The organism is Neolewinella xylanilytica, assembly GCF_002934605.1.
GTDB lineage: Bacteria > Bacteroidota > Bacteroidia > Chitinophagales > Saprospiraceae > Neolewinella > Neolewinella xylanilytica.
On the sequence record NZ_PTJC01000005.1, the window covers coordinates 1191754 to 1207436 of the forward strand.

Annotated in this window: 15 protein-coding genes; 5 read left to right on the forward strand and 10 right to left on the reverse strand. The window is 60.4% G+C overall.

What is annotated here, in order from left to right:
* Window positions 1–27 precede the first annotated feature (27 nt).
* Complete coding sequence (gene porW / locus CLV84_RS04725; protein WP_146088718.1) at window positions 28–3045, forward strand: type IX secretion system periplasmic lipoprotein PorW/SprE; 3018 nt, start codon at window positions 28–30, stop codon at window positions 3043–3045.
* Here porW and CLV84_RS04730 read toward each other — a convergent pair.
* The 8 genes from CLV84_RS04730 to CLV84_RS04765 all read right to left on the reverse strand — a co-directional run bounded on the left by CLV84_RS04730 (window position 3032) and on the right by CLV84_RS04765 (window position 11415).
* Window positions 3032–3964, reverse strand: coding sequence for a class I SAM-dependent methyltransferase (locus tag CLV84_RS04730; RefSeq protein WP_104418578.1), 933 nt, complete (start codon window positions 3962–3964; stop codon window positions 3032–3034). The two genes, porW and CLV84_RS04730, sit on opposite strands and share 14 nt — an antisense overlap.
* A gap of 50 nt (window positions 3965–4014) precedes the next feature.
* Entirely contained in the window at window positions 4015–4908 is an 894-nt protein-coding gene (gene hemF / locus CLV84_RS04735) for an oxygen-dependent coproporphyrinogen oxidase (protein WP_104418579.1), read from the reverse strand.
* Window positions 4908–5261, reverse strand: a complete 354-nt coding sequence (locus tag CLV84_RS04740; RefSeq protein ID WP_104418580.1) for an arsenate reductase family protein — start codon at window positions 5259–5261, stop codon at window positions 4908–4910. Before CLV84_RS04740 ends, hemF begins: the two co-directional genes overlap by 1 nt.
* Window positions 5262–5289: 28 nt before the next feature.
* Window positions 5290–5820: a biliverdin-producing heme oxygenase gene (locus tag CLV84_RS04745; RefSeq protein ID WP_104418581.1), complete on the reverse strand. Its 531-nt coding sequence runs from the start codon at window positions 5818–5820 to the stop codon at window positions 5290–5292.
* Window positions 5817–6290: a response regulator gene (locus CLV84_RS04750; protein ID WP_170067573.1), complete on the reverse strand. Its 474-nt coding sequence runs from the start codon at window positions 6288–6290 to the stop codon at window positions 5817–5819. The genes CLV84_RS04745 and CLV84_RS04750 overlap by 4 nt, the downstream gene beginning before the upstream one ends.
* 7 nt (window positions 6291–6297) lie before the next feature.
* Window positions 6298–8598 carry an ATP-binding protein gene (locus tag CLV84_RS04755; RefSeq protein WP_104418583.1) on the reverse strand — a complete coding sequence of 767 codons (2301 nt, stop codon included), beginning with the start codon at window positions 8596–8598 and terminating at the stop codon, window positions 6298–6300.
* 140 nt (window positions 8599–8738) lie between these two features.
* A complete protein-coding gene (locus tag CLV84_RS04760) occupies window positions 8739–9167 on the reverse strand; it encodes a response regulator (RefSeq protein ID WP_104418584.1) in 429 nt (142 codons plus the stop codon).
* A gap of 76 nt (window positions 9168–9243) precedes the next feature.
* Window positions 9244–11415 (reverse strand): ATP-binding protein, encoded by a 2172-nt coding sequence (locus CLV84_RS04765; RefSeq protein ID WP_170067574.1) that lies wholly within the window; start codon window positions 11413–11415, stop codon window positions 9244–9246.
* A 135-nt stretch (window positions 11416–11550) separates the two neighbouring features.
* On the opposite strand from CLV84_RS04765, the gene CLV84_RS04770 reads away from it, so the two are divergent.
* Genes CLV84_RS04770 through CLV84_RS04780 form a run of 3 tightly spaced genes read left to right on the forward strand, consistent with a single transcriptional unit; the run spans window position 11551 to window position 13189 of the window.
* On the forward strand, window positions 11551–12054 hold the full coding sequence (locus CLV84_RS04770; RefSeq protein ID WP_104418586.1) for a hypothetical protein: 504 nt from the start codon (window positions 11551–11553) through the stop codon (window positions 12052–12054).
* Between the two features lie 3 nt (window positions 12055–12057).
* Window positions 12058–12678: a hypothetical protein gene (locus CLV84_RS04775; RefSeq protein ID WP_104418587.1), complete on the forward strand. Its 621-nt coding sequence runs from the start codon at window positions 12058–12060 to the stop codon at window positions 12676–12678.
* A gap of 19 nt (window positions 12679–12697) precedes the next feature.
* Window positions 12698–13189 carry a DUF4174 domain-containing protein gene (locus CLV84_RS04780; protein WP_104418588.1) on the forward strand — a complete coding sequence of 164 codons (492 nt, stop codon included), beginning with the start codon at window positions 12698–12700 and terminating at the stop codon, window positions 13187–13189.
* Window positions 13190–13203: 14 nt separating this feature from the next.
* Here CLV84_RS04780 and CLV84_RS04785 read toward each other — a convergent pair whose 3' ends face one another.
* On the reverse strand, window positions 13204–13818 hold the full coding sequence (locus CLV84_RS04785) for a C40 family peptidase (protein WP_104418589.1): 615 nt from the start codon (window positions 13816–13818) through the stop codon (window positions 13204–13206).
* Window positions 13819–13877: 59 nt separating this feature from the next.
* On the opposite strand from CLV84_RS04785, the gene CLV84_RS04790 reads away from it, so the two are divergent.
* Complete coding sequence (locus CLV84_RS04790) at window positions 13878–15227, forward strand: DUF58 domain-containing protein (RefSeq protein WP_104419508.1); 1350 nt, start codon at window positions 13878–13880, stop codon at window positions 15225–15227.
* 3 nt (window positions 15228–15230) lie between these two features.
* Here CLV84_RS04790 and CLV84_RS04795 read toward each other — a convergent pair whose 3' ends face one another.
* A complete protein-coding gene (locus CLV84_RS04795) occupies window positions 15231–15599 on the reverse strand; it encodes a YraN family protein (RefSeq protein WP_104418590.1) in 369 nt (122 codons plus the stop codon).
* Window positions 15600–15683 lie beyond the last annotated feature (84 nt).

A 15683-nucleotide genomic window follows, 5' to 3' on the forward strand; every position in this document is an offset into this window, starting at 1 on the left:
GGCAGGGCAAGCACTAAAGCATAAGGTTTGAGATTAACGAAGTTGTTGCTGGTTTTATTGACCCTCCAGGTGATCGTCGCGAGTTGTGCGTCGACCAAGAGCCGGGAGGAGCAGGGCGTCGTGGCAAAGCTATGGCATAACACCAATTCCCACTACAACGGCTACTTCAATGCGCGCGAGATTATGGACGAAAGTCTGCTCGCTCTGAACGAACAGCATACCGACAATTATAACCAGCGGCTCGAAATGTTCCCCTTCCTGGCCGTCGACAACACCGGCACCGTAGCCAGTGAGCTCGATCGCGCCATCGAAAAGGTCGCCGTGGTCGTCAAAAAGCACCCCTTCAGCAACTGGACCGACGACAGCTACCTTCTCGTCGGGCAGGCCCAGCTGCTTAAGCAGGACTACGAGGGCGCCGAACGCACCCTGGATTTCGCGATGAAGGAATTTCGCCCCCGCCCCGAGCGCAGTAAGCGGAAGAAGGGTAGCGAAGCCGAAGGGGAGGAAGACGAGTTCGAAAGCGGCCGGGAAGTGGAGGTCAGCGAGACCCAGTCCCGCCGCGACCGTATCAAGGCCCAACGCGAAGCCCAGCGCGAACGGCAACGTACCATCCGCCAGCGCCAGAAGGAACGAAAGGCCGAACAGAAAGCCCGGGAAAAGGCAAGGAAGGAACTAATCCGCGCCCGCAAGAAGGGCATCCGGCTGCCCTCCCGAAACACGCCCGCCGATACCACCGCGCTCGCCGGACTCGAAAACGAACCGGAAGAAACGCCCGAGGAGGCCGTCGAGCTGGAAGAAGGTCCCATCGGCATGATCTCCATCTTCGGGAATCGCTCCGCCGCCGACGCCGGCAGCGGGGAATATGGCAGCAAGCCCGATAGCTACTTGGTCAAACACCGCCCGGCCTACCAGGAGATCCGTCTCTGGCTCGCCTGGACGCTCATCAAACGCGACGATTACGACCGGGCCCAGATGATCCTCCAGGACCTGCGCAATGACCGCGGCACCTTCGCCGACGTCCGCCGCAAGGCCATGGCCGTACAGGCCTACCTCTATCTGGAGCAGGACCGGCTCGACGAGGCGATCCCCTTCCTCGAGTCCGCCGCCGAAGTGGCCGAGGAGCGCAACGAACGGGCCCGCTACTACTACATCGCCGGTCAGCTCAACCAGGAGCTCAGTCACCCCGCCGCGGCCGTCGCCGACTTCGAGCAGGTCGTCGCCGCCAAGCCCGCCTACGTACTCGAGCTGGGCGCCCGCATCAGCATGGCCCAAAACGCCTACCTAAGCGGTGGCGGTAGCCCCGGGGAAGCCCTCAGCCAGCTGGAGCGGATGACCAAGGAAGAGAAGAACCTGGAATACGAGTCGCAAATCCTCTATTCCATGGCCGGTATCGCCCTGCGCAGCGGCGACGATGCCGCCGGCGGGGAGTACCTGCGCCGGGCCCTCAACAGCCCGTACAGCGGACCCGACACCCGCGTCGAAGCCTATCGGCTACTCGGTGATATGGCCTACGAGGAACGGGATTACCTCTCCGCCAAACAGTACTACGATAGTACGCTACAATCAATGCCCGAAACCGACCTCCGGTTTGCCGCTACGTCGGGGCGCCGCGACCAGTTGGGCAACGCGGCCATGCAACTGCAGTCGATCCAGCGCAACGACAGCCTGCTCCGTATCGCCACGCTTCCGGAAGCGGAACGGCGCAGCTGGGCCGAAGAGCGCTTCGCCCTGAGCCGGGCCACCAACAGCGCCGCCCTCTACAGTACCCCCGCTACCCGGGGCAGTATCCCGGTCACGAACGCGGCCGCTTCCGTTTCCAACAGCGCGTTCTGGGGCTACAACAGCCAGACCATCCGCCGCGGGCGCCGCGACTTCGAACGCCGCTGGGGCGATCGCTCCCTGGAAGACAACTGGCGACGCAGTACCCGCACGAATGGCAACCTCTTCGCCGACGAGGGCGATGCGGGCGCCCTCGTCGCCGGCGGGATGGATGCCGCCCTGGTCACCGAAGATGAGATCAGCCGTATCCTGGCCGACGTGCCCATCGACCCCGAGGCGCAAACCGCCACCCGCGCCGAACTCGCCGAGGCCTACTTTACCCTGGGCCGGGAGTACCGCGACCGCGTCGAAGACAACGAATACGCCATCCAGGCCTTCGAAACCCTGGACGAGCGCTTCCCCGATAGTCCCCACGAACCCGAAAGCTGGTACTACCTCTACCTCCTCCACACCGATGACGGAGCTACCGGGAAGGCAACGGAATACGCCCGACGGCTACAAGAAAAGTACCCGGATAGCAAGTTCGCCCGCCTCGCCAACGACCCCAATTACGCCCGGGAAATGATGGACGAAGCCGCCGGTAGGATGCGCGACTACGAGCGGGCCTACCGGGCGTTCGAGGAGCGTGACTTCGCCGCCGCCCAAAGCCTGATCGATTCCGGCACCCGCGAAATCGCCGCCGACCATCCCCTGCGGGCCCGCTACGACCTGCTCAGCGCGATGGTTGCCGGTAAGCTCGAAGGCCGGGCCGCCTACATCGCCGGCCTCCAGCAGGTCGTGGCCGATCATGAGAATTCACCCGAGCAAACCCGCGCGCGCGAGATCCTGCGCCTGCTCGGGGAGTCCGGCGCCCGTATCCCGGGCCAGGCGACCGCCGGCCAGGCGGTCACCGCCCCCTTCCAGGATTCTCCCAATGAGATTCACTACATGCTGATCGTTTTCAATAACCAGGAGGCCAAACTGAACGAACTGAAGGTGGAGTTGGAAGATTTCAACCAGAAATACAATAAGCTGGACCGCCTCCGCTCCACGCCGATCTACATCGGCCGCGATAATGAAATCCCCATGCTCGTCATGCGGCGGTTCAACAACGCCATGGATGCGATGACTTATTACCGCAATGCCACCGAGCACCGCGACGAGTTCCTCAACGGAACCGAGGAAGGGTATACCATTCTCCCCGTTTCCCAGTCCAATTACCGCGAGATCCTCAAGGCCCGGGCGATCGCCGGCTACGACCGCTGGTTCGAGGCTAACTATCTGTAGGGGAGGGGTGACTCACCTTCCAGCTCCGGTGTAGGTTCTTCTTCCGGAAGTCTTGCGGGAGCGTACGGGCGGTTATTTCCCGGAGCTGACCGCTTATCGCGTTCTCGTCGAGCCTGAATTTGCGGTAATTCGTGCTGAAGTACAACGTTCCCCCGGGCAGCAGCCGGTCCAGCGACCGGTTCACGAGCTCGGCGTGGTCGCGCTGGGTATTCAGTACCGCGTCCATCATTTTCGAATTGGAAAAGGTGGGCGGGTCGAGGACGATCAGGTCGTAGCGTTCCCTCACCGGCCCCCGCAGCCAGCTCAGGGCATCTTCCCGGAGGAATCCGTGGCCGGCGGGATCGAGGCCGTTGAGGATGAAGTTGCGCTTTCCCCAGTCGAGGTAGGTATTGCTGAGGTCGAGGTTGTCAACCCGGACGGCACCGCCGGTAGCGGCGTACACCCCGAAGGAGCAGGTGTAGGCGAAGAGGTTGAGGATCCGCTTACCGCTCGCCGCTTCGCCTACCATCCGGCGGGTCTCCCGGTGGTCGAGGAACAGGCCGGTGTCGAGATAATCGTGCAGGTTAACGTAGAAACGCCGACCGTACTCCGCTACGGGAAACTCCCGGCCGATCTCCGCCAGCTTTTCATACTGCTGCTTGCCGCTCTGCCGCTCCCGGATCTTGAAGTGAATCCGGTCGGGATCCACCTCCAGGGCCGTGGCGATGTCGTCGCGGTAGCCTTCCGTATCGGCAGCTTCCCCCCGGGCGTAGACCGCTACGTAGAGGCGGTCGCCGTACCGGTCTACCGTCAGCGGGAAGGCCTCCAGGTCGGCGTCGTAGACGCGGTAAGCTTCCAGTCCCTTACGGCGGGCCCACTTACCGTAGTGGCGGTCCATTTTCCGCAGGCGGTTGTGAAAGGCTTCAAGTTGGGGATCCATAGGTCAGGGTTCGGAAGGGCATTGCACCCGCGCTCCGGCGCAAAAAAATATCACCAGTCGATCCCCTTGCGCAACCAGTTGAGGGTTTCGGCTTCCCGGCTGTCCGGCGGTGGCTGGTGATCGTAAGCCCAGCCCGCCAGCGGGGGCAGGCTCATCAGAATGCTTTCGGTGCGGCCGCTGGTAGTGAGGCCGAACTTGGTGCCCCGGTCCCAGACCAGGTTGAATTCCACGTACCGGCCCCGCCGTAGCCGCTGCCAGTCCCGTTCGGACTCGGTGACGGGCGTCTGCCGGTTGAGCGCCAGCAGTTGGAGGTAGGTGGGGGCAAATGTTTCTCCTACCGCCGCGGTGAAGTCGAAGAGCTCCCGCTTGCTTTTTCCCTCCGCAGCGGGCTCGAGACGGTCGAAGAAGATGCCCCCGATACCGCGCGTCTCCTCCCGGTGGGGAATGTAGAAGTAGTCGTCCGCCCAGCTTTTGAACCGGGGGTAGTAGGCCGCGTCGAAGCGGGCGCAGGTAGCCCGAAGCTGAGCGTGAAACCAGGCCGCCTGCTCTGGCACCACGTAGTGCGGGGTCAGGTCGATGCCGCCGCCGAACCAGAAGCGCCCGCCCTCCAGTTCGAAGTAGCGCACGTTCATGTGGATAATGGGTACGTGGGGGTTGCGCGGGTGGAGGACGATGCTGACCCCAGTGGCGTAGAATTCGGTCTGCCCCGCTTCGGCGTGGAGGCTGGCCGCGGCGGCCGGGGAGAGCTCCCCGTGGACGGCGCTGTAGTTGACGCCGCCCTTTTCGATGTCCTGGCCGTTGATCACCCGGGCGCGCCCGCCGCCGCCGCCGGGGCGGTCCCAGCTGTCTTCCCGGAATTCGGTACCGTCGGCCGCGGCGAGCTGCCGGCAGATATCGTCTTGGAGGCCCTGGAAGTAAGCGCTTATTTCGTGGAGGTCCGGCATCAGGCGTCGAGGGCTTCGCGGGTACCGGCAACGCTTTTTTTCGCACTGCCGATGAAGATGCGGTCGCCGACGACGGTCACCGGGCGCTTCAGGAAGGTATATTCTTCGAGGATGAGCCGGCGGTAGTCCTGCTCGGTCAGCTCCCGGTCGGCCAGGCCCAGGCTGCGGTATTTCATCGCCCTCCGGCTAAAGAGGGCTTCGTAGCTGCCGGCCAGCTCGGCCATACGGTCGAGCTCCGGCGGGGTGATGGCGGTTTCCTTGATGTTGACGACCTCGAGGTCGGGGCGGTCACCGATTTCGGTGCGGATGCGCTGACAGGTCTTGCAGGTACTTAGCTGGTACATTTTTGCCATGGCGCAAAGCTAAGGCTTTTGCCCGCCGTCAGCCCGGCGTGGCCCACTCCGCCGCGAAGCGGGCGAAGGTGTCCCGGGCGCTCTGCTCGGCCCGCCGCAGGTCGTCCTCTCCGAGGGGTACCGTGGCGATCATTTTCGTGAAGGCCCGCCACTGCTTTACGCCCCATTCCGACTGCTCCCGGTAGAAGGTAAAGGGGGCCTCCGAGCGGAGCCGTTCGTTGTCCTGCAGCTTGCGGTAGATCAGGCTTCCTCCCAGGCTGGCTCCCTCGAGCACGTACAGGCGGCCGAGTACCTCCGGTAAGTCGTAGGAAGTGTCGGGCGACGGGGGCGCGGGAGTTAGGAAACGGGGACGGTAGGCATAGTCTCCCCGGGCGAACCCGTTGACCAGCGGCTCCAGTAGCAGGTGGACGCGTCGCTGCCAGTCGATCACCCGACGGTATTCGGCCGCGGTAAGCGATCCGTCCATCATTTTTGCGCCCATCGTCATGCTTTCCAGGTGCCGGTGGTCCGCGCTGGTAGCGGACCGCAGTCGGTCCAGGAGCTGTTGGCCGTCGCTCATACGTCGATGTGGTTGAACTTGATCCAGAAGGTGGACAGACAGGCAACCAGGTCCTTCAGGTCGCCGTAGCGCTCCGGCTTGGTAAGGTAGGCGTTGACGTTGTGGCGGTAGGCGCGCTGGATATCCTTCTTTTCGGAGGAGGCACTAAGGATGATAACGGGCAGCCGGCGGAGCCGGGTACGGCTGCGAATGAACTCCAACAGGTCGAGTCCGGTGAGACCCGGCATTTTGATGTCCAGCACGATCAGGTTCGGCAGGCGGTCGTTGTGCTCCAGTCGTTGCAGGAGGTAGTCGCGCGTTAGCTTTCCGTTGGACTGGTGTACCAGCGGGTAGTCAGGATTGAACTTCCGGAAGGCCCGCTCGAAGAAGATGTAATCGGCGTAATTGTCCTCCGCGTAAAGAAGATAGGGCTCCGTGTGGAGGATGTCCGAATGCTCCGGCGCAGCGGGCTCCTGATTAGCGTCAGCCATGGGCATCTTAAAGCTGTTCGGGGGCGAGGTAGAAATTGAAGGTGACGCCCAGGATATCGTCAGATACCCACACTTTGCCGTTGTGGCGGTTGACGATGCGTTCCACGATGGCCAGGCCTACCCCCGTGCCCTCGGTCTCCGACTGGGTGGACAAGCGGCTGAACATCTCAAAGATGGTATCCGCGTATTCCTTGGGGATGGACGGCCCGGTATTGGAGATGTAAAAGGAGGGGCGGTTGTCCCGCCCGTGCTTCCTGGTACCGATCTGCAGTGCGGACTCGCTGTCGGGCCCCGGTTGCATATACTTCAGCGCGTTGGAGATCAAGTTCATGAGCAACTGGCGTAACATGCGCTTATCGGCGATCACGGTCGGCATGTTTTCGGTCATCTCGATCCGGATCTCCGTGTCGGCAGCGTATACGGGCAGCAACTCGGCGATCACCTCGGCGGCGATGGCGGATACCTGCAAGCTTTCCAGTTGCATGCCCCCGCTCCCGACGCGGCTGAGTTCCAGGATGTCGGTGATGAAACTGTTCATTTGCTGCACCCCGGCGTGGATCTTGGTGATGATCTCGTGGCCTTCGGCGTCGAGCTGATCGCCGTAATCTTCGGCCAGGATCTCGGTGTAGCCGTTGATGGCCCGCAGGGGGGCCCGCAGGTCGTGGGAAACGGTGTAGGAAAACGTCTCCAGATCCTGTAGGGCCTTCTTCAGTTGTTCGTTGACCTGTTTTACCTCGGTGTAGCGCTCCATGAGGCTATTGAGGATCGTGATCCGTAGCGAGATCGCGGTATCAATCTCTTCCTTGAGCCAGGGCGCGCTGCATCCCTCTACCGTTTCCACGTAGCGGGCGAAACTTCTGCGGGGGCCGAGGCGGCGGGTTCCGTCCTCCGAGGTGATCAACTCCTTTTCCGGCTGTCCGCCCCAGGTTATGGTTTGGGAAATGCCCGGACGGAACCAGCAGATCCAGTCCGAAAAGTCTGGATTCATGAAAATGATCAGCACGCCGGCGGCTTCGTCGCAGTAGTGCTCAAAGGGTTTGAAAACCTCACCGATCTTTTCATTGGTGAAGACGAGGTTCGACTCCGGGTTGCCCTTTTCCTGGACGAATCTGATCAGGGCCTGAATATCCTCCAGGGGAGGCGTGGTATCGTACGCCTCGTAGCGATTCTCGAAGTGGATGGCCGCCCCGGAGATGCCGGAGAACAGGTTGCGGATGTTGTGGGTGCCCTTGGTAAGCCCGTCGAACAAGTTGCGGGTCTTCGTGATCATCTCCCCGATCGCCAGCCGAGCCAGGTTACGGGTGAGGGTTTCCTGGCGGTAGCGGTTCGCGGACTGCAAAGAGAGATGGCCGCTGAAAATCTGGCCTACAAAAGCCAGCATGCTTCGGATACTGTAGTCGATGAACCGCGGCGAATAATGGTGGAGCGCGAATAAGCCCCACAATTTGCCTTCCAGTACGATGGCTACGCTCAGCGAATTATTGACACCCATATGGCTCAGGTACTCCAGGTGGACCGGAGAGACGCCCCGGCTGGTAGCCATGGTCAGGTCGAGGGGGGCTTCCTCCACGGCGACACTACTGTGCAGGCGGGCCGGCGTTTCCACCCCGTTGCTGATAAGGCGTACCCGGTTCTTCAGGTACAGCTCCCGGGCCTGCTTGGGAATGTCGGTGTGGGGGTACCGCAGGCCCTCGAAGGGTTCCAGGTTTTCGCCGCGGGCTTCGGCGATCACCTCCCCGTTGTAGTCTTTATCGAAGCGGTATACCATCACGCGATCGTAGGCGGTTACCTGGCGAATGACCTTGGCCGTTTCCGTAAACAGATTGTCGTACTCCCGTATCTGCTGAATCTTGGCAATCGCCCGCGAGAGCAATTGCTGGTAACGCGATGCCTGGATGAATTCGGAGGCGGACTCCACCTCGACCAGCAGGAAGTCGCCGTTCTGGTGAATGATCACGTTCTTCAGTACCCGCTCGGTACCGACCTTGAAAAAGGCCTGGATGGGATTGAGGGTCTCGAAACCGTCTTCCCGTCCCAGGCCCACCGATATCTGCGCGGTGATCTCGTAGGGGAGAATCTCCCGCATGTGCCGGTCCATAATCTCCTGCCAGGGTTTCCCGATGATCTCCTGGGAATTTCCGCTGACGTAGCGGGCAATGAGGTCGTCTTTTCCCAGCGCGATCAGGCAGGCGTGTGCCTGGATGACCTGAATGTGGCGCAGGGGTTCGTCGTCGCAATTCTCTAAATCTACCCGGTAAGGATAAATCTGGCGAATATTATTGGCTACCGGGTCATTGGTTACGTGCATGCAAAAGTCTCTGTACGACCACTATCCCAAAAGATGATGAGTGGGCGATAATGAAGTGGACTCCAGCCCGGGCGGGACCGGTCGGTGTTATCCGCTAGCGGAAGCACCTGGGCCGGGACGGGAGGGGGGCAAGAACTCCATCACATCACCATGGGGCGCAAACGATTGGTTTTAATCCAGAAAGAATTGATGGAATTGACCAGCTCCCGGAGGTCCTGGAAGCGGTTGGGTTTTACCAGGTAACCGTTGGCTCCGTAGTCATACGCCATGGCAATGTCCTGCGGCTCGTCGCTACTGGACATGATGATGACCGGTAAATTTTTGGTTCGTTCGTCGCTTTTCAGTTTAGCCAGTAGCTCCAGGCCGCTCATGCCGGGCATTTTGATGTCGAGAATCGCCAGGCGGGGCAGGAGCTTGGAATTGGTCACGTCACTGAGGCCCTCCAGTGCTTCCAAACCGTTCTTGCACCACACGAGCTCGGGGGGCGAATCCAGTCTGCGCAATGCGCGTTGAAAGAATTCAGCATCGGTGGAGTCGTCCTCGGCGAGTAAGATTTGATTAGCGTACATGGGGCAAGAGCGTAACTGAAAAAACGGGGCAAGGCGGGCAAACCGTTAAAGAACTACAGAAACAACTCAAATTTCGCTAGAATAGTTTGCTGGCATCGGAAAGATTTGGATCGGTATTAAAGAGAAAGGTTGCCCCCCTCCCCGCTTCGCTTTCGATCCGTATTTCGCCGTTGTGCCGGCTGAGGATACGGCGGGAAATGGCCAGTCCTACACCGTTTCCCGCGTAGTCCTCCTTGGTTACCAGGCGGTTGAACATACCGAATACCCGCTCCTGGTGGGCTTTGTCGATACCGATGCCGTTGTCGCGGACGAAATATTCGCCGTCACCGTATTCGTTGGCGGGCCGGTAACCGACTTCCACAATGGGTTCGGTTTGTCCTGCGCTGTACTTAAAGGCATTGGAGAGTAGATGGCGAAATACCATGGTTAGGAGTCGACGGTCTCCCCGTAGCGGGGGCAGGCCCTTCTGGATCCTAATCTCCAGCGGGAACGCGAACTGGTTTTCGAGTTCTTTTTTCGCCGTACGCACCATTTTAGCCACGTCGCAGACGGTGACCTGGAGCGTTACCCTACCGATGCGGCTCAACTCCAAAATGTCGGTGATGAATTGATTCATCCGGGCCGCGTTATTTTGGATCACCTGGATCAGTGCCTGGCCCTCGGCGTCGATCTGCGGCCCGAAATCTTCCATCAAAATTTCGGCAAACCCATCGATCCCCCGCAGCGGTGCCCGCAGGTCATGGCTCACCGTATAGCTAAAGGATTCCAGCTCCTCGTAGGCAACCTGGAGGCGGTGGTTGATCCGGGTGAGCTGGCCATAGCGTTCCATGATGACGTCGCGGATGTAGTGTTGGAGGTCCCGGGCCGTATCCTGGTTTTCATCCGACCAGGGCAGGGAATAGCCACGGCGGATCTCCGTCGTCGATTCGAACCGTTTTCCGCCGGCTTCCGCTCCTTCGTTCTGGCGGCTCCCATAGATGACTTTCTGGGCTATTTCCCCCCGGAACCACGCGATCCATTCCGTACACCGGATGTTCAGCGGGATGGCCAGGAAGCCCGCCGCGGTGGCGGTAAGGTCGGAGGCCGTCGGGACAAGGGAAGCCAGGTGATCGGTATTGAATACGTCGTTGCTGGCGACCTGGGATTTGGCCCAATCCAGCAACTCGCGCACCGTGCTTTCGGGTGGCGTCAGGCCAATCGTCACCAGGTCGCCGTCCAGTAGGATGGCCGCTCCGCTGGTGTCCGGCATGAGGTCCATAATGCTGGGGTCGGAACGCTGTAGCCCCGCCAGTAAACTGGGAGCGGTCGCTAAATTCTCCCGCACTTGGGTCCGGATAAGTTCGGTGGCCAGCAGTTGCCGGTGCGCGACGTTGAAGGCGCGGTACGCCAGGGCCTGACTGGTCAGGTTGCCAATGAGGTGGGCGAAATTTCGCAGTTGATGATCCAGGTACACGGGTTGCTTGGCGTGGCCGAAAATCATTCCCCATAATTCATCATCTTGCCACAGGGCGATGCCGAGATAACCCTGCAGGCTTGCCTCCTCGACAAACCGGATTATCGTGTCGAACACCTTCCGGCTCCCCAAGCAATGGCGGATCATACCCGCTGCTTCCGTAGCGTCGCCCACGAAGGTGGTTTCGGCGTGGTTCCCGAATGGATAGCTGTGCACGCTTTCCAGGCGGTAGAGGTGGTGTGCTTCCAGCGGGAAGTCCTGTTGGCGGTACCGTAACCCGTTGATGGAGGGTAAAACACCATTGTTGTATTCCTCCGTAATGACGCCCGAACCGTCGTGCTCGAGGTGGTAAATGACTACCCGATCGTACTTGAGGTAGGTAGCGATGCGGCTGCAAACGCCCTGCAGCAATTCCGAGGTACTGGTTGCCCGGATGATAGCCTGGTTGATTTCCCGTAGGGCCGCCCCGTGGGGGAAGTCAATCTCCATCCGGGTTCTTGGCTCCACTTCCAGGACGAGCAGGTTATCCGTGTGGTGGGCGATCACCTGTTTGTGGTCCCAGTCTACCGGCTCCCGCTCGGTAAGCTGGATCTCCGCGATTTCCAACTGCTTGATCATGTGCCTGGCGGCACCCAGTGTCGACGGACTGAATAGTACGGTGGCCGGTTGGCCGATAAGGGTTTCGGCACTTGCTCCGACAATCGTTTCGACGTTTTTGGTCACGGCAGTGATCGAACCCGCATCATCAACGACGATCACGTAGGCGTAAGCTTGTATGGATAGGGTTTCGGACATGGGAAAGACCAATGGAAAATACGGTAGTAAACCCGTTACGTATAAAGCGCAACGAACAACTTCCATGTTTAAGGCCGCAAGTTAAAAAGCGGTGGTTTAGCTAAACCATGTGGGGCAATCCGGAATAATAGCTTTATGGAAGCAAGCGAACGGCTTATACGACACCCTGGCCTCGACCCCCTGTGGCGAAGCATTGAGCGGGAACACCGCGGGAAACTGCTGGCGGCGGTCGTTTTGGTAACGGGCGGTCTGCTGCTTTGCGTCTTTTCTCGCCTGTATTCCGCCTGGTGGCCCTTCGCCGGTTCGCTGAGCGCCACGTTGGGTGCGGTCTGGTTACTACGCTCCCTCGGTCGGCAGCCGGTCGCCGCCTGGCGGGAGGATTTGCGGGAACGACCCGGGCGTTTCGTCTGGGTTTACGGAATGGTGACCGAACGAATGCCGTTCGGGCTAAACCTGATGCGTAGCGGCGTCCTTTATATCTACGATGATACCGGCGAAGGACACAGCTTCAGTATGCCGGCCGATCAGTTGCTACTGGTTACCAAAACGCTGAACCGCCTGTTGCCCCGCGCGGAATTCGGCTATACCCAGGAACGGGAGTTGCATTACCGCGGTGAGATCAGCCGGCTAAACAAATAAATTATGGCCAACTTCTGGCAAAAAATCACCGCGCTCTTCGATTCCGCCGAGCAGAGCGGCCCCGCCGATCCGGCCGTGCACGAAATGATCGAGCGCGACGAAGCGGAACTTCAGGATTACGCCCGCTGGAAACGCACCCTCGGCCGGCGCAGGCTCCTCGACTGGCTCACCGATCAGTACGCCGTCCAGCAAACGATGGGAAACGGCGACCGGGCGGTGGACTTTCTCGATACCCCGAGCAGCAAAGGCTTCGTCATCCACTTCAGCGAAACCCAATATACCAAGCCGGAAATCACCCACTTTTTCCACTACCTGAAAGAACGGGTGCTGGAGCTCAATTACCGTACGCAGATCAGCGACCGCAGGGTGTACAGCCGGCCCGACTGGGTAGAAACCCAGGAACGGCACTACCTCAAACCCCGGACCCGTACCCAGCGACTGGCCGGACCGGTGGAGCGGGGCGGTCTGGAACAGAAATTCGGCAACATCACCGTGGAACTCGAACTCCGGAACGACGTCCCCTGGAACCTGCGGCTCCGCGCCACCACCTATCAGGATGCCCTGTACGGGGAGCCGGAGTCGTTTCGGGCCCTCCTAATGGCCCTGGCCGGAACAACGGATTAGCCTTCCACGTTTCCGTGGTATGAAGCTCGTTTCCAGCCTGTTAGTCTTTCTTGCCCTTCCGCTGTGCCTTTCGGCCCAGAGCCTGAACGAATTCCGGTGGAAATCGCGGGTGATTATCCTCTTTGCCCCCAGCCTCGACGATCCCCTCTTTCTAAAGCAGTACGCCGCGCTCGACGATGCCCGCGAAGCGCTGCAGGAGCGGCGAACGGTCGTACTGATGGTTACCCCCGAAGGCGTGCATGAAAACAGCGGACTTTTCCTGGCCGAAAGCAGTTCGGAATACTTTTATAACCAGTTCTCCGCCCAGCCCTACCAACTCGAGTTATCCCTGGTCGGGCTGGATGGTACCGAAAAATACCGGGCGAAGAATACCGTCACCCCGGTTAGCGTCTTGCTGGAACTGGTGGACGGCATGCCCATGCGGCAACGGGAGCTGCAGCGGGGAACGGGCAATCGCAGCCAGATCAATTCCAAGGATCCCACTCCGGACATTCCGGACGGTAAGAATTAAAGGGGATCCGCCCGCTAGCGGATTAGGTCCCGCACGTTGTAGATTTTCGGCCGCCAGTAAGAGGAAGCTAAAATGTTTTCCCGAATGACGCCCCGGCTACTGGTGGGGTGAATTACCCAGATTGCGCCGGGTGAAGCATCCACGATCATCGATACGTGAAAAACGGGCTGGTTCGGTCCACGCCGGTAGAAGACCAGGTCTCCCGGACGGGCGGTCTCGGGATCGATGGGCGTCCCCTCCTTCGCCTGGTCGCGGGATACGCGTTGGATGTCCAGGCCCTGGTCGTTGTACAAATACTTGACGAAGCCCGAGCAGTCGAATCCTTCTTTCGGGGTGTTGCCGCCGTACTTGTACCGGATACCGAGCAGGGTTTCTGCCTGGCTTACCAGTTCGGTACGTACCATCGCCGTGGGGCCACTTACGGTACGGGCCTTTTCTACCTTTTCCGGTTTGCGCACCCGGGGCTGATCTTCCGTCCGGCTGGGTGGCCGGGGTGTCCGGCTACGCTCCACGGTTGCCGAAGACCCGCCCCCCCGGGAAGGGTTACGCATGCCGACGGGCGTACGGAAGGAGCCACAGCTACTCAGCGCGAGACTCAGGACAACGAAAAAGAGGAGCGGTAATTTCAAAGGATGGGATTGTTAACACACAACGCGAACTGTGGCAAATTTAGTTTAGTTTGGCCGTCGTGACCACCGGAATTAACCCTATCCTAACGCACCTGTCGAATGTTTACCTCGGCAATCGCTTTTTCTACGCCCTCGGTGGGGTAGTGCTGCTGTCGGCGCTCGGGTTCCGCTATGCTGCCCTGTTCTTCATGGCCGTAATTGGCGCGGCACTGCTGCTGCTCGGTACCATTTATGACCTGTACCGCCTCTACCGGTCGGCCAGTCGGATCAGCGCGGATCGGACGCCCCCATCCGTGCTCTCCCTCGGAGACGAGCTGCCGGTTACCATCACCCTGGGGAACGCGAGCACGACGGACCTCCGGGCGGTGGTCACCGACGAACTGCCCGAACAACTCCAGGTGCGCGACCAGCGCATCTCCGTTCTGCTGCCCGCCGCCACCCGGCAGACGGTCAGCTACCCCGTCCGCCCCGCCACCCGCGGGGTGTACCGCTTCGGTGATCTGAACGTATTTCTCCAGACGGCCTGGCGACTGGCCGAGCGCCGGCTCGTGGCCCCCCAGGTGCGGGAGATCGCCGTCTATCCCAGCATCGTCGGGATGCAGCACTTCCGGCTGGAGGCGCGGGCAAACGTACCCCACGGGGGAAAAAGCCAGCCGCGACCGGTTACGCGGAGTTACGAATTCGACCAGATCAAAACCTACGTGCGGGGAGACGATCTGCGCAACGTCAACTGGAAGGCAACCGGGCGGCGCGGACAGGTAATGGTCAACCAGTACGAAACCGAGCGGGCCCAGCGCATTTACTCGATCATCGATAAAGGGCGGACGATGCTGATGCCGTTCGCCGGGCTTAGCCTGCTGGATCACGCCATCAATGCCAGCCTCGCCCTGTCGCGGGTCATTCTCGACGGCCAGGACCGGGCCGGCCTCCTGACCTTTTCCGATAAACTGGGTGACGTTATCCCGGCCGACAATAAGCCGGATCAACTCGCCCGCATCCTCCAACTGCTGTACCGACAGCGGGAACGGGAGGGGGAAAGCGATTACGATCTACTCTACTACGCCACCCGCCGGGTACTGCCGGGCCGCAGCCTGCTGTTGCTCTTCACCAACTTCGAAAGCAATTACGCGCTGGACCGGGTACTGCCAACCCTGAAACGGATTGCCAAAAATCATAGCCTGGTAGTGATCCTGTTCGAAAATACGGAGGTAGCCGCCCTGTTGCAGGAAAAAACGGTGGATATCGGCTCCGTTTACCTGAAGAGCACGGCCAGGCGCTACGTGCAGGAGCGGCAGTTGATGGCCCTCCGGCTGCGGCGCAACGGCATTCGCGTTGTCCTGACGCCCCCGGAGGGCTTAAGCGGGGCGGCCATCCAGGAATACCTGCGAATCAAGCGAAAGGGCTTTTAGGGATCAGTGCAGGCCCGGAAAAAAGACGTCGGGGTAATGGTCCAGCTCGTAGTCGTTATCCGATCGATACAGAATGGCGATCAGGTCGAAGCGAATCTCCCACTCGTAGTCGATGGCTTCCATGTAGGCCGAGGCGGCGCGACTGATGCGGCGCTGCTGGGCGGCCTTGAAAAAGCTGCTGGGGTGCCCGAAGGCCAGCGATGTCCGGGTTTTAACCTCAACGAAAACCAGGATGTCCCCGTCCCAGGCGATCAGGTCGATTTCGGTACGGCGGTAGCGGTAATTGGTTCGGTCGATCCGGTACCCCCGTTCCGCTAAGTAGGCGCTGGCCAACGCTTCACCCGCGTTTCCCGTCTTCTTACGGTCGGTCATAGGCTAAAGCTAGTACAAACTCCCGCGGCCGACACCCGAATCCCTCGATCGACCGTTATCTTTGCCCACCAATAACTCGTACTC

Coding starts and splice junctions, on each gene's coding strand:
- CLV84_RS04730 (WP_104418578.1), bottom strand. CDS start 3,964: ATGGATCCCCAACTTGAAGCCTTTCACAACCGCCTGCGGAAAATGGAC.
- hemF (WP_104418579.1), bottom strand. CDS start 4,908: ATGCCGGACCTCCACGAAATAAGCGCTTACTTCCAGGGCCTCCAAGAC.
- CLV84_RS04740 (WP_104418580.1), bottom strand. CDS start 5,261: ATGGCAAAAATGTACCAGCTAAGTACCTGCAAGACCTGTCAGCGCATC.
- CLV84_RS04745 (WP_104418581.1), bottom strand. CDS start 5,820: ATGAGCGACGGCCAACAGCTCCTGGACCGACTGCGGTCCGCTACCAGC.
- CLV84_RS04750 (WP_170067573.1), bottom strand. CDS start 6,290: ATGGCTGACGCTAATCAGGAGCCCGCTGCGCCGGAGCATTCGGACATC.
- CLV84_RS04755 (WP_104418583.1), bottom strand. CDS start 8,598: ATGCACGTAACCAATGACCCGGTAGCCAATAATATTCGCCAGATTTAT.
- CLV84_RS04760 (WP_104418584.1), bottom strand. CDS start 9,167: ATGTACGCTAATCAAATCTTACTCGCCGAGGACGACTCCACCGATGCT.
- CLV84_RS04765 (WP_170067574.1), bottom strand. CDS start 11,415: ATGTCCGAAACCCTATCCATACAAGCTTACGCCTACGTGATCGTCGTT.
- CLV84_RS04770 (WP_104418586.1), top strand. CDS start 11,551: ATGGAAGCAAGCGAACGGCTTATACGACACCCTGGCCTCGACCCCCTG.
- CLV84_RS04775 (WP_104418587.1), top strand. CDS start 12,058: ATGGCCAACTTCTGGCAAAAAATCACCGCGCTCTTCGATTCCGCCGAG.
- CLV84_RS04780 (WP_104418588.1), top strand. CDS start 12,698: ATGAAGCTCGTTTCCAGCCTGTTAGTCTTTCTTGCCCTTCCGCTGTGC.
- CLV84_RS04795 (WP_104418590.1), bottom strand. CDS start 15,599: ATGACCGACCGTAAGAAGACGGGAAACGCGGGTGAAGCGTTGGCCAGC.